Raw genomic sequence first — 17735 nt, forward strand, 5'->3', positions numbered from 1 at the left:
TTATGGCGCGGCGCGCCGGTTATTTAGAACCGGATTCTGCGCGTGCTCTTCGTCCAGAGAATGCACTCGTCCTAGCCGACCCGTCCACCGCTGATGGCTTAGGTCCCTTCGCTGTAGCAGCTAAGCAACCCGGATTAGTTCCATTAATTCCAAAAATAGCCGACGAACGGTGACACCCGCAGGCACAAAGCCTGCAATAAACACCTCAACGAACATTTGACGTCAATCTACCGCCATACGGATTTCCTAATCAGCAGACCCAATTGACACAGCTCAATAGCGTCGGTTCGAGCGCAACTGTGGCCGCAACATTCCCCGCATACAGGATTATTGACATGATCGACCTCGCCACCTGGAATTTGAGCATCCCTGAAGGCAGCCCACCGGCCACCATAGAAACGCCTCGATTGGCGCAAGGCTTCAAGGACCAGTATTTCAGTTCTGAAGCCGCTACCCTTTCCTTCTGGGCACCTGTGACCGGTTCCAGGACGGCCAACGCTATTTACCCGCGCAGCGAGTTGCGGGAAACCTATAGCGATGGAACGGTGCGCAACTGGCAGTATTCAGCGGCGGATAACATTTTGCGGGCGAGTCTGACCGTCAATCAGGTGCCCAGCACCGGCAAGATCGTGATTGGTCAGATTCACAACAAGGACAGCAACAACCCCATGGTGAAGCTGGAGTACCAATACAAAACGTCGGCTTCGACGGGAAACATTGTCGCCAAGGTGCGCATGCGCCCCGACGATGAAGAGGGCCAGGTCATTACCATTGCGACGGGTGTGCCGCTCGACTGCAACTTTTCCTACCAGATCCACCTCAGCCCGAAGGGCGCGCTGGGCATCAGCGCAGCAGGAAACAACTGGAGAACCACCATCGACCCGAGCTGGAAGACCAAACCACTGTATTTCAAAGCGGGTGCATATGTGCAGGACAACACCGGCTATCCCACCGAGGGCGGAAAAGTGACGTTCAGGATGCTGGAGATCCAACACAACATTAAGTCGAGTCTTTAGGTCACTACCGTTGGCACGCCGATCCGAAGGGTGAAGATTTTAGTGGATTTCCTCGTCGATCGGCTACCAAGTGGCTAGCTGTCAGTGAACTCAACCGCGCGGGCGGCAGATGCCCTCGAAGCCTTTCAAAACCATTGCGTGCGCATACAGGGGGATACTCTGTTATCGCAGGCGTGTGTCGAAGGTGGCGGCACGCATCCTTACATGGTGCGATCACGTTCACTATCGCTAAAGAAAGCGAGCGGGACGAGGAATGCATCAGATTGGTGGCGGAGGCTACCCAGAGAAGATTTATCCTGAATTATGAACGCGCTTTCCTGCGCCCGGTGCTGGATTGAGTTAACTAACCTTAAGGGCGTCGGTCGATTGCACCATTTCGCGATGGGCAGCAATCGGCCAAAATGAAGGCATTCGCCGAGCTACATGCAAGCACCCAGCAAGACCGGTCCCCTCTTCTTGTTGCCCGCCAAAACAACAAAGCCCAGCACCAGACCGGGTTTCAAGATGAGCGTGGATCGCTTATCAAGTATTCGTTGAAAGGATGAGCACGATGAGCCGCACCAGACATATCTGCCTGATGGCGACCTATAACGAGTGGATGAACGCAAAGATTTATGAGGCAGCCAGAAGCCTGCCAGATGAAGAGCTCTCAGTGGACAGGAAAGCATTTTTTGGTTCAATTCTCGGGACGTTGAACCACTTGGTGGCCGGTGACACTCTCTGGTTAAAGCGATTCGCCAAGCACCCAGCGAACCACTTGGCTCTGGGACCAATCATGCAGCTTCCTGCCCTCAAAAGCCTCGACCAGTTGCTGTTCTCAAATATCCGGGAACTTTCCGCACATCGAGCGTGGCTTGATCAGAAAATTGTCGAATGGTCTCGCTCCATTGCAGAGTCGGATCTAGATCACACCCTCAATTACACAAGCATGAAGGGAGTACGGGCTGACAGGAGCTTTTATGGTTTGGTCATGCATTTCTTCAATCATCAGACGCATCACCGCGGACAAGTTACTACCTTGCTTTCACAAGCGGGTGTCGACATAGGTGATACGGATCTGGTCGTCCTCATTCCATCCGAGCCTTGCACAAAGTAGAAAAGCCCCCTGAACGATTTAGCCAATCTGTTGCGTCGACCGGTTGAATTCACAGCCAGGAGCGGCCCTAAAAATTGAAGCCTCTCTTTCCTACCCGAGGTTGTAAATGAACTCTCCGCTTTCCGATCTTGCATAGGTATAGGGGGTATGCCTATCATGCGCAGCACATAGGTAGGGGGGGTATTCCATGGGTCATATCGCAGCAAATAAAGACGATCTTCTCAAACGCGTAAAACGTATCGCCGGACAAATCCAGGCCGTTGAACGGGCATTGGTATCGGATCTCGATTGCGCCAAAACACTGCACCTTGTTGCCGCCACTCGCGGGGCTATCAACGGCTTGATGGAGGAAATCATCGAGGAACATGCCCGGGAGCATGTTGCGAACCCTGCGCTTAGTGAAGAAGAGCGTAACAAGGGCGTCGAAGAGCTTCTTGAAGCCATTCGCCGTTACTCCAAGTGAGCGCGTCCAGGGACACACTCAGGATGAGCAGCACCAACATCAACCACACACATGACCATGTGTTCCTTGGCTCAGCGCACGACGAAAATGCCAAGCGTACGCTTTGGGTTGTGGCACTGACCGTTGTGATGATGATTGGCGAGATCACCGCCGGCTATATAACTGGCTCGATGGCATTACTGGCCGATGGCTTTCATATGGCGACCCATGCCGGCGCATTGGGCATCGCGGCGGCCGCGTACGGATACGCAAAACGTCACGCTTTCAGCCAGCGCTACAGTTTCGGTACCGGAAAGGTTGGAGACTTGGGCGGGTTCGCTTCGGCGCTGATTCTCGGCATGGTCTCGCTGGGAATTGGCGTTGAGTCTGTCATGCGCCTCTTGCAGCCGACGGAAGTTCAGTTCGGCACCGCTACGCTCATCGCGATTGCCGGTTTGATCGTCAACATTGTCAGTGCCCTTCTGCTGGGGCACGGGCACAGTCATGGGCACGATCATGATGATCATGGCCATGCCCATCACGGGAACGACAACAATCTGAAATCGGCCTACGTCCACGTCGTCGCGGACGCGCTGACTTCGGTTCTGGCCATTGCTGCGCTGCTCGCCGGCCGGTATCTCGGTTGGGTTTGGCTGGACCCGGTCATGGGCATCGTCGGCGCCATCGTTATCGCGCGTTGGGCATGGACCTTGATGGGGGTTACCGCAGGTGTACTGCTGGATCAGACCGATGCGCACGTTGCCGAGGAAATCCGCGAACTGGTGGAGAAACCGGGGGATGCCACCATCACGGACTTGCACGTCTGGCGTGTTGGACCGCAAGCGCATGCGGCCATCGTCAGTGTCCTTGGTGAGGCCACTGCGAACGTCGACAGCATTCGTGAACGTCTCAAGCCGGTTCACGAAGTCAGTCATCTGACGGTCGAGTTTCGACTGGCATGATTGCGCGCCTCAATCGCCTGACTCAATCACGTGTTGTCAAAGGTAACTGACAATGGCTAAAGAAATCGAAAATCCCTGCATCTCAGTTTGCCAGCTGAGTGGTGATCTGTGTGTGAGTTGCGGGCGAAGCAAGGAAGACATCAGAAAGTGGAAACGCATGAAGCGGCCTGAAAAAATGGCCGCGGTGCAAAGGGCGAATGTACGCTTGAAAGGACTGAAGAAAACACATGGATAGTCACTTGCCCTGGATGACCGCTTCGGGTCAAGAACGGCGCTCCGAGAGCGCCCATCTTGGCCCCGCCAACCCACATAACCCTCAAAGCAACCTTTAAATGGCAGACTCTCCTTCACTTGATCGTTTCGGAGACCACCATGCTTCGCGCATTTGAACAAAGGCTCGACCCCTTCCCGCCCGACGAGGTACCACCGCCACCCGAAGGCCTGGCTCGGTTCCTTTGGGCGTGCACACGGGGCGCCCGCGGTTATATTCTCGCGTTTGCGCTGCTCAGTGCCGGTGTGTCGATCTACGAAGCCTGGCTGTTTTCTTTCCTCGGTCAGGTCGTGGATCTGCTCTCGACCTGGCAAGCCGGTGGTGATGCGGCGGCGCAGGAAAGTCGCGTGTTGTGGGGCATGGGCATCGTCATGGTGGCGAGCATCGGGCTGGTGGCGTTACGTACCATGGTGCAGCACCAGATATTGGCGATCAATCTGCCGTTGCGGTTGCGTTGGGACTTCCACCGCCTGATGCTGCGGCAAAGCCTTTCGTTCTTTTCCGATGAGTTCTCCGGCCGGGTCACCACCAAGGTGATGCAGACTGCGCTGGCCGTGCGCGACGTGCTGTTCACCCTTATCGAGATCGCACCCGGAATCGGGGTGTATTTCATCGCGATCATCTTACTGGCCGGCGGCTTCGCACTGAAACTGATGCTGCCTTTCGTTGCCTGGATCGTGTTGTTCGGGCTGGCCATGCTGTACTTCGTGCCCCGCTTGGGGAAAGTCGGACAGGAACAGGCCCATGCGCGCTCCTCGATGACCGGACGTATCTCAGACGCCTACACCAACATCACGACAGTGAAACTGTTCTCCCATTCCAATCGTGAAGCGCACTTCGCGCGCGCGGCCATGGAGGATTTCAAGCAGACCGGTTTTCGCCAGATGCGCCTGGTCAGCCAATTCGAGATCGTTAACCAGGCGTTGGTGGTGGCGTTGATCATGGCAGCAGGCGGTTATGCACTTTGGCTGTGGCACCTTGGCGAAGTCGGCACCGGTGCCGTGGCGGCGATTACCGCCATGGCGTTGCGTATCAACGGCATGTCGCACTGGATCATGTGGCAAATGACTTCGCTGTTCGAGAGCATCGGCACCGTGCAGGATGGCATGACAACCCTGACCCGCGGCCCCAAGGTGCAGGATGCGCCAGACGCGGGCGTGCTGGTGACCTCCGGCGGGGCGGTAACCTTCGACAATGTGAGCTTCAACTACAATGGCGAGCGCCAAGTGCTCGATGGCTTGAGCCTGAACATTCGCCCGGGCGAAAAAATCGGCCTGGTCGGCCGCTCCGGCGCGGGCAAATCCACGCTCATCAATTTGCTGCTGCGTTTCTATGATGTCGACAGCGGGCAGATTCGCATTGACGGGCAAAACATTGCGCACGTGACACAAGACAGTCTGCGCAGCGCCATCGGCATGGTCACCCAGGATACTTCCCTGCTGCACCGTTCCATTCGCGACAACATCGCCTACGGCCGACCCGATGCAAGCGACGCACAAATCCGCAGTGCCGCGGCCAATGCCCAGGCCGATGAGTTCATCAGCCAACTGAGCGACCGGCAAGGTCACAGCGGCTACGACACCTTGGTGGGCGAGCGCGGCATCAAGCTGTCGGGCGGCCAGCGCCAGCGCGTCGCGATTGCCCGGGTGATGCTCAAGAACGCCCCGATCCTGCTACTTGACGAGGCGACCAGCGCGCTGGATTCGGAAGTCGAAGTGGCCATTCAGGAAAGCCTCGATGAAATGATGAAGGGCAAAACCGTCATCGCCATCGCCCATCGGCTGTCCACGATTGCGGCGATGGATCGACTGATTGTCATGGATGATGGACGCATCATCGAACAGGGCACCCATACCGAATTGCTCGCAAGGAACGGCCTCTATGCGCGGCTGTGGCACCATCAGAGTGGCGGGTTCCTGGGTGAGGACCTAGGGGTGACCGAGGTTATGGATCAGGAATGAGCGTGACCGGCCCAGGATGATCTGCAAGCGGCGGCTTTGAGTCCGGTTGCAGACAGGCCGATCTGCCCCTCGCTCAGGCGGACTTCAGGGAAAAACGCGAAGCCGGGCGATTCAAGCCGTAATGCTCACGCAGGGTACTGCCCGAATATTCACTGCGGAACAGCCCACGCTTGCGCAGTATCGGCAGCACTTCATCGAGGAACACTTCAAAGCCTTCGGGGAACGCTGGCGGCATCACGTTGAAACCATCGGCGGCACCACTGCGGAACCACTGCTCGATCAAGTCGGCAATCTGCACCGGCGTACCGACCGGCACCCAATGCCCACGAGCACCCGCCAGGCGATTGATCAGTTGGCGCAGCGTTGGTTTCTCGCGGTCGACAATGTCGATGATCAATTTGAAACGGCTTGACTGGCTTTCGCTGCTATCGAAGTTGATCAGGTGGCGCGGGAACGGTGCATCCAGATCGTGCCCGGTCAGGTCGACGCCCAACAGGCGGCGTAGCTGACCTAACGAGATGTGCGGCAGCACCAGTTCGTTGAGCTCGTCGAACTTGCGCTGGGCTTCGGCTTCGGTGCTACCGATGTAGGGGCTGATGCCCGGGAGAATTTTCAGCTGGCGAGGATCGCGCCCCGCCGCCTTCGCCCGAGCTCGGATATCGTTGGCGAATTCGGTCGCGCTTTGCAGGGTCTGGTGCGCGGTAAAAATCGCTTCGGCATGCCTGGACGCGAAATCACGGCCATCTTCAGAAGACCCAGCCTGCACCTGCACCGGCCGCCCCTGTGGCGAGCGCGGAGAGTTGAACGGGCCCTTTACTTTGTAGTGGGCACCCACGTGGTTTATCGCATGCACCTTGTCGCCATCGGCAAACACCCCGGCTGTCTTGTCCAGCACCAACGCATCGTCCTCCCAGCTGTCCCACAGGTCACCGACCACCTGCACGAATTCTTCGGCCTGAGCGTAGCGGTCAGAGGCCGAGGGATGTTTATCCAGACCAAAATTGGCGGCTGCAGCGGCCATGGAAGTGGTCACGATGTTCCAGCCGGCGCGGCCCTTGCTGAGGTGGTCCAGCGCACTGAATGAGCGGGCCAGATTGTAGGGTTCGCTGTAGGTCGTGCTGGCCGTGGCGATCAGGCCTATGCGTTGGGTCACCGCAGCAATCGCTGCCAGCCAGGTGATGGGTTCGAAACGAATGCGCAAACCCTCATGCCCGCTTTCAGCCAGTGACGGCGAATCGGCGAAGAAAATCGCATCGAGTTTCTCGCGTTCAGCGCGCAGCGCCAGTTGCTGGTAATAGCCGATGTCCATGGACAATTCCGGCACCGACTGCGGGTGACGCCAGGCCGCTTCGTGATGGCCGTTCGGATAGATGAATAGGTTGAGGCTGAGCTGGCGTTCGGACATTTCCCGTTCCCTGAAAAAGTTGAGTGTGAACAACAAGCCTGCGTACGGCGTCAGGCGCAGAGTCTCAGTGCAGCTCGGCAAAATCGCTCAGCACATCGTCGCGCAGGGCAATGAAGCGGCTGTCACTGCGGTTGCGTGAACGCGGCAGATCGATGTCGAGGATGCGCCGGATGCGGCCGGGGTTGGGCTGCATCACCACCACGCGATCACCCAGGAATACCGCCTCATCCACATCGTGCGTGACCAGGATCATGGTGATTTTTTCCTTGAGCCAGATGTTTTGCAGCTCGCCCTGCAGGCGCGCACGGGTCAAGGCATCGAGGGCACCCAGCGGTTCATCCAGTAGCAGCACGCTCGGGCGATTGACCAACCCGCGGGCGATGGCCACGCGTTGCGCCATGCCGCCGGAGATCTGATGAGGGTAGGCATCGATAAAGTCTTGCAGGCCGACCAGTTCAATGTGCTCGCGCACGGTGTCGCGTTTCTGCCCCGCGCTCAGGGGTGAATTCTTGAGGCCGACGGCGACGTTCTGCTCCACATTGAGCCAGGGGAACAAGCGGTGATCCTGAAATACGATGCCACGTTCCAGGCCAGTGCCTTCGATGGGTTTGCCATCCAGCAGAATGCGCCCGTCATATTCTTCGTCCAGTCCAAGAATCAGTCGCAGCAGCGTGGATTTGCCGCAGCCGCTGGCACCGACGATGCTGATGAACTCCCCTGGAGCGATGTCGAGATGAATGTTGTCGAGTACTTGCAATTGAGTCGAACTGCCCGGTCGGGAAGCGAAACGCTTGCTGATGTTTTCGAGGGTCAGGCTGTTGTTGAGCATGTTGCAGTCCTTTTGAAAGTGCCAATCAACGAGGAGCGATGCCGTACAGGCGCTGCATTCGCCGCTCAAGTGTCCGGGCCAATGCGTTGAGGCCCCAGCCCACCAGGCCGATAACCACCATTCCAAATAACACCAGGTCCATCATGAAATGTTCGCTGCCATCAATCAGCGTGTTGCCGATCCCCTCCCCCGATACCAGCAGGTATTCGGCACCGATGGTCGCCAGCCAGGAATAGACCAGCGCCAGGTAAATCCCGGTGAAAATCGACGGCAAGGCGGCGGGAAACATGACCCCGACGATGGTTTGCCAACGGGTGAAGCGGTACACCCGCGCCACTTCCAACAGGTTGGGTGGGACATTGCGTAAACCGTCGCAGGTATTCACCACCACCGGCACCAGCGCTGCCAGTGACAGGAACACCACCTTGGCCACATCGCCCAGGCCGAACCACACCGAGATCAACGGGATCCAGGCGAACAGAGAAATTTGTTTGAAGGTATTGAAACTCGGACCGACAAGACGTTGGAAATACCGCGACAGGCCCAGCAGGCAACCCAATACCAGGCCGAGCGTGGTACCGATAAAAAAGCCACTGAGGTTACGCGCCAGGCTGGCAGAAATGGCCCGCCAGAATTTGCCCGAGGCAATTTGATCCCAGGCCGTGGTGGCGACTTTTTCCGGCGAAACGAGCAAGCCCGATTGGCTCCAGCCCTGGCTCGAAGCCAGCCACCACACGGCAATGGCGGCAATGGGCAAGACCCATCCGCGATATCGGCGGTGACGGCTACCGACTGACATGATCGCACTCATGACAGTCGCCCCCCGGCCGTTGGCCGACCACGACTCAAGCGTTGTTCCAGGTAGTCGAAACCGCGGTCTATCAACAGACCGAGAGCACCGACCACCACAACGGCCGCCATCACCAGGTCCAGTTGAAACAGCTGGCGCCCATAGACAATCAGGTAACCCAGCCCCTCACTCGATGCCACCAACTCAACCACTACCAGCGATAACCAGGCTTTGGTAAAGCCCAGACGCAAACCGGTGAACAGCGTCGGGATGGCCGACGGCAAGACGATGGCGGTGACGCTTTGCCGACGACTGAAGCCGTAGGCCCGGCCGACTTCCAACAGCCCTTTGGGCGCCTGGTGGAAAGCCTGCAACGTACACAGCGTGATCGGCACCATGGCTGCCTTGGCAATCAGCACATACTTGAGCGTCTCGCCAATGCCGAACAGCAGCAAGGCAAACGGCAACCAGCCCAGTACCGGTATTTGCACCAGCGCGTTGAAGGTCGGTAAAAGATAATCCTCTATGGTTTTGGAAAGTCCCATGGCCAAGCCCAGGGCGATGCCGACGAATGCACCCAACGCAAAGCCGACGACCACCCGTTGCAAGCTGGCGGAGGCGTTCAGCCACAGGTCACCGGAGGTGACCAGGTCCGACAAGGTTTGATAAACGTAGGCCGGCGGTGGCAGCACCTGCTCTGAAAGCCAACCTCGCTCCACCCCCAGGTACCATAAGCCGAGCAACACCAGCGGCAACAGCCAGGGCAAGGCTTTGTCACCCAGATTGAAGGACCAGGCTGACGTGCGCTGCACCTCGACCTTGCGCACTGAACGGGCCGGCGGCGGTGGCAAGCGTTTGACGTTGTCACTCGGTAATGCCGGTGTCGCGTACGGCTCTAATCTGACGGTCTGTGCCCTGGCCATTTGCCTAGCTCCCTTGCTTGCTGGTCGCGGCCGCTACTGCATTGCCAGCCGGCTGTTTGCCATCCGGGCCATAGGGCGTCCAGTAGGTTTCAAGCCCCTTGGTTTTCAGGGATTTTTGCAAGTAGCTCGTCTCGAACCAGCCATCGATGCTGACGGGGCGACGGATGAGTTTTTCTTCCTTGGCCTGGTCCGCCACGGCCTGATAGCGGCCAAGCAGAAAGTTGTCGACCAGAGGCGAGGCTCTGTCCCTGAGGCTTACGCCGGTAAAGTCGGCGCGTAGTGATTCTGCGGGTTCGTTACTCTTGGCCCATTCAGTGAAGACAGCATCACGGTGGCTGTCATCCGATGTCCATTTCGCCGCGTCCACCAGCGTATCGACAACCTTCTGCACGTTGTCCGGATGTTCCTTCTCGTAGCCCCCCCGAACCACCAGCGCAGTCTGCCGGGTGTAGCGCACATCCTGAGTGGGGTTGTCATAAACGATGTCGATCAGGCCTTGATCGCGAAGCTTGAACAATTCGCGGCCGCCGAAGGCGGCATCGACTCCATTGGATACCAATGCTGCCTGAGTGCTTCCGGTATCGAGGTTGATGACCTTGATATCGCGCTCGGTCAGACCGTGCGCCGCCAAAAGATTGATCGTCACCAGATGGCCGTTGGTTCCACGAAAGACCGCCACCTTTTTGCCTTTCAGATCTTCGATGCTTTTGACCTCAGAGCCCTTGGGAACTGCCAGGTAAAGGTTGGCACGTACACCCAGTGCGGCCAGTAGTTTGGTGTCCAGCCCATTGGAACGCCCGACGACGGCGGGCAGATCACCCTGGTAGGCGAAATCAAGTTGCTGGTTCGATAAGGCTTCGTTTACCGCGGGGCCAGCCCCCTTGAAAAAGAACCATTGCACCTCGGTACCGCTTCCAGCGAAGGCTTTTTCCAGCAGTTGCTGATTGCGCACAATGCCCAAGGTCGAGCCACTGAACGTTACCGGGTCACCGCCGCCCGCCGTCGCGACACCAATGCGCAAGACATCGGCCTGCGCCAGGGGTATTGCAAGCAGCGCAGCCAGTACTGCAGCGATGCGGCCTTTGTGAAACAGGGGGATACCTTTGAGTTCCATATAGAAACCTTCCTTGTGTCGATAAGACTCGTTTGTTACGCGGCGAGGTGTTTTTTATCGGCTTCGGTTTTCGGCGAGCGGGTATCCGGGCTTGGCTTGAGCGCTTGGCTCAAGCGACCGTCAACGCCAACCGGCACATCACCGTCGATGGTGGTTCGGCGCACGATTCGTTGGGCATCGCCATAGTCGTTGATCGCGATGTGCTGCGTAGCGCGGTTGTCCCAGATCACCACGTCACCCTCCTGCCAGCGCCAGCGCACGGTGTTGTCGACATGGGTAATACGGTCGTGGAACAAGCGAATAAGTTGTTTCGAATCGCTATGGCTGACGCCCTGAATCTGTTTGACAAAGTGCCCCAACAACAAACTTCTTTCGCCGGACTCTGGATGCACTCGCACCAACGGGTGTTCGGTCTCATAGACTTCGGCGGTGAACTGTTCGCGATAACGCCTGATCCCCGACTCATCAGTATTACGTGGCGCCGCGTAGTCATATACGTTGGTGTGCAACGCACGCAAACTGTCTGCCAGTTGTTTTAATGGCTCGGGCAAGTCGCTGTAAGCCGCTGCGGTATTGGCCCACACCGTGTCGCCGCCATACGGTGGAATAACCACACCGCGCAAGATGGAAATCTTCGGATAATTAGCAACAAAGGTCACATCGGTGTGCCAGGAATTGGCTCGGGTTTCCTTGGCGTCCAGGTGCAGGATGGCGGCACTTTGCTCGGCGGAACGTACGGTCGGATGCGGTACCTGATCACCGAAACGCCGGGAAAAAGCTTCGTGCTCGGCGTCATCCAGATGCTGGTCGCGAAAGAACAGCACTTTATATTTCAGCAGCGCCTGGTTAATAAATTCGAATTGCTCGGCACTGATGTTTCCACCCAGCTTCACACCTTCCAGTTGCGCACCGATTCGACCAGCAACGGGTTTGATTTGAATTGTCATCGAGCCACTTCCTGTCTCACGAGTTGTTGTGGGACCAATCATAAAGACATAAAAGCAGCCGTGACTAATCACCATTTATTCTAAAGATAGAAGATCGAGCCTATAACTAAGCCATTATAAAAATGAGTTAACGGATATAAGCGACCGGTTATTAGCTCATAACTTTTTAGTTGTGTTGCATCGACCATCAATCGCGTAGATGGCATAATCGCAGCCTGTTTATAACAGGGGCGTATAAATGACCGTCGAAAGCTACGATCAACTCGCGATCTTCTCGGCCGTAGCCCAAGAGCGTAGTTTCACCCGCGCGGCGGCCAGGCTCGGCATGTCTCAACCGGCCTTGAGCCGGGCCATGCGCCAGCTGGAGGAGCGATTGGGGGTCAGGTTGCTGGCTCGCACCACTCGAAGTGTTTCCCCTACCGAAGCCGGCGAACATCTGCTGCGGGTGATCGCCCCCCGGTTTGAAGAAATCGACAGTGAACTGGCGTTGCTCAGCGAGTTCCGCGACAAACCGGCCGGCAAATTACGCATCACGGCAGGTGAGCACTCGGCGATCACGTTGTTGCATCCGGTGCTGGCGAAGCTGCTGCCCGACAATCCCGATCTGAATATCGAAATCATCGTCGACTATGGCCTTACCGACATCGTGGCGGAGGGTTTCGACGCTGGCGTACGGCTGGGTCAGCAAGTGGCCAAGGACATGATCGCCATGCGCATCGGCCCTGACATGCGCATGGCGGTGGTGGGCTCCCCGGCCTATTTCTCCCGATATCCCAAGCCGGTCATCCCAAGTGATCTCATGGTGCACAACTGCATCACCCTGCGTATGCCGACTTACGGCGGCCTGTTCCTCTGGGAGTTCGAAAAAGACGGGCAAGAACTGAAAGTGCGGGTCGAAGGCCAACTGGTATTCAACAACATCGCCATGCGCCTGGAGGCGGCCCTTCAGGGACTGGGACTGGCCTATATGCCGGAGGACCTGGTGCTGGAGCATGTAGCGCAAGGTCGGTTGGTTCACGTGCTCAAAGACTGGTGCGAACCCTTCTCTGGCTACCACCTCTATTATCCGAGCCGGCGCCAGAGTTCACCGGCCTTCACCTTGCTGCGCGAAGCCCTGCGCTATTTGGGTTGATTGGCCTGGACGCTATCCAGCGCTTCACTGGCACGCTTGGCCGCGGCGGCATCACCTTGGTCAGCCAGCAGCTGAACCAGCTGACGTAACTGCGCAGCGGTCAGGCCGACCCGCAGGCTGGCAGCCATGTGCGAGCGCAGTTGCGGCTCGACACCGGGAGTGACGGCTAAAGCAGCGACGGTGGCCAGCTCACGACTTTGCCAGTCCAGGTTATCGCGCTCGAAGATGTCGCCGAACAGATGCGCCTGCAAGTACTGGTTGATGACCGGAACGAAGTCGAACAACGGGCCCTGGACCGGCGCACCGGCGATTCGCGTCTGATTGGCTTTGCCCGCAGCCAGGAGTTCATCGCCGACGGGAATGACCCGACCGGGCTCACGCCCCGGATCGTCCTGAATGCCACGTTGCCTGCGTGCCTCGACCACCTTCATCAGTTCGCCAAGTGCATTGAGACTGCGTGGAAAACCGCTGTAAGCGTAGAGTTGCACCAGAATTTCCTTCGCCTCGCTGACCGTCAGGCCCGCATCCAGCCCATGATTCAACGCGGCATTGAGCCCGGACATGTTGCTCGTGGCCATGGCGGCGGCCATCAACGGGATGGCCTGTTGCTTGGCGGACAGCGTCTCGGACACCGGTTGGCTCGCAGGCGCGGCTTTCGGTGCCACCGAACCTTGGGCGTTGTATTGCTCGTCGGTCACTTTCTCCAGCCATTGCACACTCTTGCCATCCACCGAGCCCGTCACGGCGAGGTGCGTCATGGCGCTCGCCGGAGCGGCGCCATGCCAGTGTTTGACGCCCGGAGGGCAGACGATGACGTCGCCAGGGTGGATTTCCTGCATCGGCTTGCCCCATTCCTGGACCCGCCCCACGCCCGAAGTCACCACCAATCGCTGTCCTGCGGGGTGGGTATGCCAGGCCGAGCGAGCGCCCGGTTCGAAACTGACATAAGCGCTGGAAGCATTAATCTCGTCCGTGGCGGGAAACAAAGGATCGACGCGTACCCGCCCGGTGAAATAGTCCGCAGGTCCCGCAACCGCAGCCTGAGTGCCAGCCCGGCTGATCTGCTGCTCGGTCCGGCGAGACTCACTGGCATTGTCTGCACCGGCGGCGCCGGCGAAGGGCGCGGCGGCACACACCGCGATGCCTATTAAGGTGTTCTTCATGAGGACCTATCCCTTCAAGTCAGAGCGTTCTCGCGTAAAACGCGGTCAACTGGTCCATGGCGACGTCCACATACGCAGGCACCCAGTAGGTGTCGATGTGGGTCGCGCCATCGATGGTGAACAGTGTTTTGTCCTGGGTGCCGGTGGCTTTGGCATAGGCTTGTTGCGACATGTACAGGCTGTCGGCCTTGCTGCCCGCGATCATCAGCAACGGCTTGTCGATCAGCTCGATCTGATCCGTGGCATCGAAGCTCATCAGGTCCATCAGGCTGCTCTGGGTGTAACGGAAAGTCGAGTTAGGATGAGCGTGGGTCTTGCCGTAGTACTCGAAGCCCTGTCGATACAGATCAAACGGCAGCTTGGCGATCTGTTCATCAGTCAGCCTGGCATCACCGACGTAGAGGACTTCTCCCCCCGCCGCTTCCTGGACGCGGGCCGCCGACGCCTGCTGCAAGCGTTCCTGAATCGTCGACAGCTGCGAATCCTGGTAGCCATTACGGCGAACCAACCCAGAGTTGAACATGCTCAAGGTCGCAATCGACTGGAAGCGCTTGTCGGTTTGCGCCGCCGCCAATGAATAACCGCCACCGCCGCAAATACCGAGCAAGCCCAGACGCTTGCTGTCGACGCCGGGATAGCTGGCAATGAAGTCCGCCATGCCATGGATGTCTTCAATGCGATGCGTCGGTTTGTCCACATTGCGTGGCTCACCACCGCTGGCCCCTTGATACGCCGCATCCGCCGCGATCGTGATGTAGCCCTGATCCGCCAGACGCTGGGCATACAGTCCCGCGACCTGTTCCTTCACCCCACCATTGGGGTGCGCCACGACGACGACCGGGTATTTTTTCGCCGCATCATAGTTCGCTGGGGTGTAAACGTTGGCGGCAATGTCCAGACCATTGAGTTTGTAGGTGACCGGGTGGATGTTGACCTTACCCGGTTCGTTCTTGGTCAGCGCGCCACCGTAGGTCAACGTGAATGGGTTCTGCTTGTAGTTCGCCGCCTCGGCTTCGACGCCCGACATTCCGATCATGGCAGCCATCAACGTGGCCTTCAGCGTAGTTCGCATCATTAGCAATACTCCTGACATTTCAAGTGTGTGAGAGGGCTGGCCGATATCGCCGCGCTCTAGGTCAATCCAGATTTTTTTCAGCGAGAAACTGCGAAACCAGATCAGCGATCTCGACGTTGTTCATGTCAGAAAAAGGAAAGTGACTATTGCCCTTGATACCGATCTCCGGCAGGTGCACGAGCCTGACGTCACCGCCATGGCGATTCACCGTATCGCGCCACAGGCGCGCCATCTCGAGCCGCGCGCGCCAGCTGTCCTGGGCTGGTAACCGAACCGGTTGGCCGGGGATGTTGTCGCCGTAGAAAATAACGATGGGGATGTTGGTCAGTGCTTTGAACTGTTCCGCCGATACGGCCTGCCCCGTGAGCGTGTCAAACGCGCTGGCAATCGGTGCGGGCACCTCACCCTCTGGAAACACGAAGCTGCTGCCCGGTTCGAAGGCCACGATGGCTCGCACGTTGCGGCTCTTGATCGCCGTCAGCCAACCGGGGCCGCCGCCCTGAGAATGTGTGAACAAGATGGCCGGCCCGGTCTTTTCCAATAGCGCGGAAACGCCATTGGAGACGACCTCAATGTCGTAAGGCCCGGTGTTGGGCGTCATCGACCGAAAGAACTGCTCAAGTGCTGCCTGCCCACGAGGAAACTGGCTGTCCTTAAAACTTTCGGGCCACAGGCCGATGCGGAATTGGTTGAACCACAGCTGCTCGTCCGGCACCGGTTTGATCGTCGTTTCAACCAGGCTGCGTCCTGCATCGCCACGGCGCGGCTGGTCGATCAGGTACGTGGAGAATCCTCGCCGCAGGAAAATGTTCTGGAACCCTTCACGGCCATCGGCCGTTGTCTCCCAGGACTTCGCGGACTGCCCCGCGCCATGCAGCATGAGAATCGGCAGCGGACGAGCGTCGACGGGAACCTGATAGAACGCATACACATGGTCGCCGTGATAGGTCTGGCCATCAGGCATCAACGGTTTGTAGGGGTCGAAGGTTCCCGGTTGGGTGATCAATCCACCGCCGGCGATGAGGCTGCCCTGATCCTTGATGATCAGCGGGGCGTGATCGTCAGCGCTGACCAACGCACTGGCACCTAGTGCGAAACAAAGGCTGCCGGCCTTTGCAGCAGCGGGCATGTTTTGGCGGATGAATCTCTGAATCATGGCTTGCTCTCGATTTGATTTCGCCGAGAAGCAAATTACCGTTCAACGATTAATCGATAAACCGCGCTAATCACATAGCACTAATACCAAATTCACATAAGTACGATGCCTGTCCTTGGTAACAGGCAACAATCGGTCAAAAGCCGCCGGTCAGGGTATGTACCAAAAAGTCGGCGATTCACTTAGCGCTATCAAACAACGTCAAACAAGCAACGTCAAAAATCCAGTCAATTAGCGAACTCCTCACGCCTGGAATTTTTTCACGGCGCGAAGTGTAAAGTGCAAAAGGTGTCCTAGACTACAGGCTTAAATGGTCTGATTTCATGAATTCTTCACCACTGTAACTATTGGGTTTTTATATGAATTCAGACATTTCAGACGCAGCACTGCTTTTATAGAATGCCCCCCTATCGACCCAAGAGCGGGATGCCAATATGAATAGTAGTTCCGTAGCGGGCTCTCGATACAGCGTACTTGATGGATGGCGCGGCATAAGCATCTTGCTTGTCCTGGCGTGCCATCTGCTACCACTTAGCCCAAAGGCCTGGCAATTTAATGCCGCCGCAGGCGTAATGGGAATGGCTATATTTTTTACGCTATCGGGTTTCCTGATAACAAATTTTCTGCTCAACAACAGCAGCGTCGTTGATTTTTTAATCCGCAGAGTCTTTCGGATTGTGCCGCTCGCCTGGTTGTACATGCTCATTGCGTTACCGGTCATGAACAGCACTTCGGATGTCTACATCGCAAACTTTCTGTTCGTTGCCAACTGGCCGCCCATGTGGCTTGGCAGTGTAAACGGCCACCTATGGAGTTTGTGCATGGAGGTCCAGTTTTATTTCGCCATCGCTTTGCTGGTCGTTCTGATGAGAAACAAGTGGGTATTGCTGATTCCTGCTCTCTGTATCGCCGTCACGATGTACCGGGTCATGAATGATGTGCATGTCGCAATCAACACTTATTACCGCATTGATGAAATACTTTCCGGATGCATACTGGCACTCATATACAACAACAGGCTGGGCAACATCCTTGACAAACTTCCGACACAAACGTGGATCACGCAACTATTTTTAATACTCCTGTTTGTCTTGTCCTGTCATCCCGACGCGGGCTTCATGAACTATTTCCGCCCCTATCTTGCTGCAGCAATGGTGGGGAGCACGTTACTCAATAGCCAGACACGAGTTGCCCAGCTTTTGAATAATCGCGTTCTATTTTATATCGCCACCATCTCGTACGCTCTCTACGTTGTTCATCCGCTGCTAATAGATACTTGGCTGGGTAGCGGAGACACCGTTATAAAATATTTGAAGCGCCCTTTGTTGTTCGCCGCCATTTTTATCACCGCGCATATCTCGACCTTCTATTATGAAAAATGGTGGATTGCTTTTGGTAAGAAACTTTCCAAGAAAGTCGCTAGCCAACCTGTTACATCGGCCGGTTGAATCCA

General features: G+C 57.2%; 17 protein-coding genes. 8 read left to right on the forward strand and 9 right to left on the reverse strand.

From position 1 onward, the window contains the following. Positions 1-335 precede the first annotated feature (335 nt). The 6 genes from PMI27_RS18440 to PMI27_RS18420 all read left to right on the forward strand — a co-directional run bounded on the left by PMI27_RS18440 (position 336) and on the right by PMI27_RS18420 (position 5748). Positions 336-1016 carry a polysaccharide lyase family 7 protein gene (locus PMI27_RS18440; RefSeq protein WP_008154675.1) on the forward strand — a complete coding sequence of 227 codons (681 nt, stop codon included), beginning with the start codon at positions 336-338 and terminating at the stop codon, positions 1014-1016. A gap of 550 nt (positions 1017-1566) precedes the next feature. After that, complete coding sequence (locus tag PMI27_RS18435) at positions 1567-2112, forward strand: DinB family protein (protein ID WP_008154676.1); 546 nt, start codon at positions 1567-1569, stop codon at positions 2110-2112. A gap of 187 nt (positions 2113-2299) precedes the next feature. Continuing rightward, positions 2300-2575, forward strand: coding sequence for a metal/formaldehyde-sensitive transcriptional repressor (locus PMI27_RS18430; RefSeq protein WP_008154677.1), 276 nt, complete (start codon positions 2300-2302; stop codon positions 2573-2575). A gap of 23 nt (positions 2576-2598) precedes the next feature. Continuing rightward, positions 2599-3516: a CDF family Co(II)/Ni(II) efflux transporter DmeF gene (gene dmeF, locus PMI27_RS18425; protein WP_008154678.1), complete on the forward strand. Its 918-nt coding sequence runs from the start codon at positions 2599-2601 to the stop codon at positions 3514-3516. 52 nt (positions 3517-3568) lie between these two features. Beyond that, positions 3569-3751, forward strand: coding sequence for a DUF1289 domain-containing protein (locus tag PMI27_RS30380; protein ID WP_081757405.1), 183 nt, complete (start codon positions 3569-3571; stop codon positions 3749-3751). 137 nt (positions 3752-3888) lie between these two features. Continuing rightward, positions 3889-5748, forward strand: coding sequence for an ABC transporter ATP-binding protein (locus PMI27_RS18420; protein ID WP_008154679.1), 1860 nt, complete (start codon positions 3889-3891; stop codon positions 5746-5748). Positions 5749-5821: 73 nt separating this feature from the next. Here PMI27_RS18420 and PMI27_RS18415 read toward each other — a convergent pair whose 3' ends face one another. From PMI27_RS18415 to PMI27_RS18390, 6 genes are all read right to left on the reverse strand, one after another. Continuing rightward, positions 5822-7153 (reverse strand): LLM class flavin-dependent oxidoreductase, encoded by a 1332-nt coding sequence (locus PMI27_RS18415; RefSeq protein ID WP_008154680.1) that lies wholly within the window; start codon positions 7151-7153, stop codon positions 5822-5824. A gap of 64 nt (positions 7154-7217) precedes the next feature. Next, positions 7218-7982: an ABC transporter ATP-binding protein gene (locus PMI27_RS18410; protein WP_008154681.1), complete on the reverse strand. Its 765-nt coding sequence runs from the start codon at positions 7980-7982 to the stop codon at positions 7218-7220. A gap of 25 nt (positions 7983-8007) precedes the next feature. Continuing rightward, on the reverse strand, positions 8008-8781 hold the full coding sequence (locus PMI27_RS18405; RefSeq protein WP_008154682.1) for an ABC transporter permease: 774 nt from the start codon (positions 8779-8781) through the stop codon (positions 8008-8010). Between the two features lie 8 nt (positions 8782-8789). After that, complete coding sequence (locus tag PMI27_RS18400; protein ID WP_008154683.1) at positions 8790-9695, reverse strand: ABC transporter permease; 906 nt, start codon at positions 9693-9695, stop codon at positions 8790-8792. Positions 9696-9699: 4 nt separating this feature from the next. Further along, positions 9700-10809 (reverse strand): ABC transporter substrate-binding protein, encoded by a 1110-nt coding sequence (locus PMI27_RS18395; RefSeq protein WP_008154684.1) that lies wholly within the window; start codon positions 10807-10809, stop codon positions 9700-9702. A 35-nt stretch (positions 10810-10844) separates the two neighbouring features. Then, positions 10845-11756 carry a TauD/TfdA dioxygenase family protein gene (locus tag PMI27_RS18390; RefSeq protein WP_008154685.1) on the reverse strand — a complete coding sequence of 304 codons (912 nt, stop codon included), beginning with the start codon at positions 11754-11756 and terminating at the stop codon, positions 10845-10847. Between the two features lie 238 nt (positions 11757-11994). On the opposite strand from PMI27_RS18390, the gene PMI27_RS18385 reads away from it, so the two are divergent. Continuing rightward, complete coding sequence (locus PMI27_RS18385; RefSeq protein WP_008154686.1) at positions 11995-12888, forward strand: LysR family transcriptional regulator; 894 nt, start codon at positions 11995-11997, stop codon at positions 12886-12888. Here PMI27_RS18385 and PMI27_RS18380 read toward each other — a convergent pair. The 3 genes from PMI27_RS18380 to PMI27_RS18370 form a co-directional block, all read right to left on the reverse strand. Next, entirely contained in the window at positions 12876-14051 is a 1176-nt protein-coding gene (locus PMI27_RS18380; RefSeq protein WP_008154687.1) for a (R)-mandelonitrile lyase, read from the reverse strand. The two genes, PMI27_RS18385 and PMI27_RS18380, sit on opposite strands and share 13 nt — an antisense overlap. 19 nt (positions 14052-14070) lie before the next feature. Next, positions 14071-15126 carry an alpha/beta hydrolase gene (locus PMI27_RS18375; protein WP_008154688.1) on the reverse strand — a complete coding sequence of 352 codons (1056 nt, stop codon included), beginning with the start codon at positions 15124-15126 and terminating at the stop codon, positions 14071-14073. A 61-nt stretch (positions 15127-15187) separates the two neighbouring features. Next, the gene (locus PMI27_RS18370) at positions 15188-16282 is read right to left on the reverse strand and encodes an alpha/beta hydrolase (protein WP_008154689.1); all 1095 of its coding nucleotides are present in this window, start codon (positions 16280-16282) and stop codon (positions 15188-15190) included. Between the two features lie 434 nt (positions 16283-16716). Here PMI27_RS18370 and PMI27_RS18365 point away from each other — a divergent pair, with 434 nt between their 5' ends. Further along, the gene (locus tag PMI27_RS18365) at positions 16717-17730 is read left to right on the forward strand and encodes an acyltransferase family protein (RefSeq protein ID WP_033053164.1); all 1014 of its coding nucleotides are present in this window, start codon (positions 16717-16719) and stop codon (positions 17728-17730) included. Positions 17731-17735: the final 5 nt, after the last annotated feature.

This window comes from Pseudomonas sp. GM41(2012), from assembly GCF_000282315.2.
Taxonomy (GTDB): domain Bacteria; phylum Pseudomonadota; class Gammaproteobacteria; order Pseudomonadales; family Pseudomonadaceae; genus Aquipseudomonas.

Coding starts and splice junctions, on each gene's coding strand:
- PMI27_RS18375 (WP_008154688.1), bottom strand. CDS start 15,126: ATGATGCGAACTACGCTGAAGGCCACGTTGATGGCTGCCATGATCGGA.
- PMI27_RS18430 (WP_008154677.1), top strand. CDS start 2,300: ATGGGTCATATCGCAGCAAATAAAGACGATCTTCTCAAACGCGTAAAA.
- PMI27_RS18405 (WP_008154682.1), bottom strand. CDS start 8,781: ATGTCAGTCGGTAGCCGTCACCGCCGATATCGCGGATGGGTCTTGCCC.
- PMI27_RS18365 (WP_033053164.1), top strand. CDS start 16,717: ATGAATAGTAGTTCCGTAGCGGGCTCTCGATACAGCGTACTTGATGGA.
- PMI27_RS18370 (WP_008154689.1), bottom strand. CDS start 16,282: ATGATTCAGAGATTCATCCGCCAAAACATGCCCGCTGCTGCAAAGGCC.
- PMI27_RS18390 (WP_008154685.1), bottom strand. CDS start 11,756: ATGACAATTCAAATCAAACCCGTTGCTGGTCGAATCGGTGCGCAACTG.
- PMI27_RS18440 (WP_008154675.1), top strand. CDS start 336: ATGATCGACCTCGCCACCTGGAATTTGAGCATCCCTGAAGGCAGCCCA.
- PMI27_RS18400 (WP_008154683.1), bottom strand. CDS start 9,695: ATGGCCAGGGCACAGACCGTCAGATTAGAGCCGTACGCGACACCGGCA.
- PMI27_RS18435 (WP_008154676.1), top strand. CDS start 1,567: ATGAGCCGCACCAGACATATCTGCCTGATGGCGACCTATAACGAGTGG.
- PMI27_RS18415 (WP_008154680.1), bottom strand. CDS start 7,153: ATGTCCGAACGCCAGCTCAGCCTCAACCTATTCATCTATCCGAACGGC.
- PMI27_RS18420 (WP_008154679.1), top strand. CDS start 3,889: ATGCTTCGCGCATTTGAACAAAGGCTCGACCCCTTCCCGCCCGACGAG.
- PMI27_RS18395 (WP_008154684.1), bottom strand. CDS start 10,809: ATGGAACTCAAAGGTATCCCCCTGTTTCACAAAGGCCGCATCGCTGCA.
- PMI27_RS30380 (WP_081757405.1), top strand. CDS start 3,569: ATGGCTAAAGAAATCGAAAATCCCTGCATCTCAGTTTGCCAGCTGAGT.
- PMI27_RS18380 (WP_008154687.1), bottom strand. CDS start 14,051: ATGAAGAACACCTTAATAGGCATCGCGGTGTGTGCCGCCGCGCCCTTC.
- dmeF (WP_008154678.1), top strand. CDS start 2,599: ATGAGCAGCACCAACATCAACCACACACATGACCATGTGTTCCTTGGC.
- PMI27_RS18410 (WP_008154681.1), bottom strand. CDS start 7,982: ATGCTCAACAACAGCCTGACCCTCGAAAACATCAGCAAGCGTTTCGCT.
- PMI27_RS18385 (WP_008154686.1), top strand. CDS start 11,995: ATGACCGTCGAAAGCTACGATCAACTCGCGATCTTCTCGGCCGTAGCC.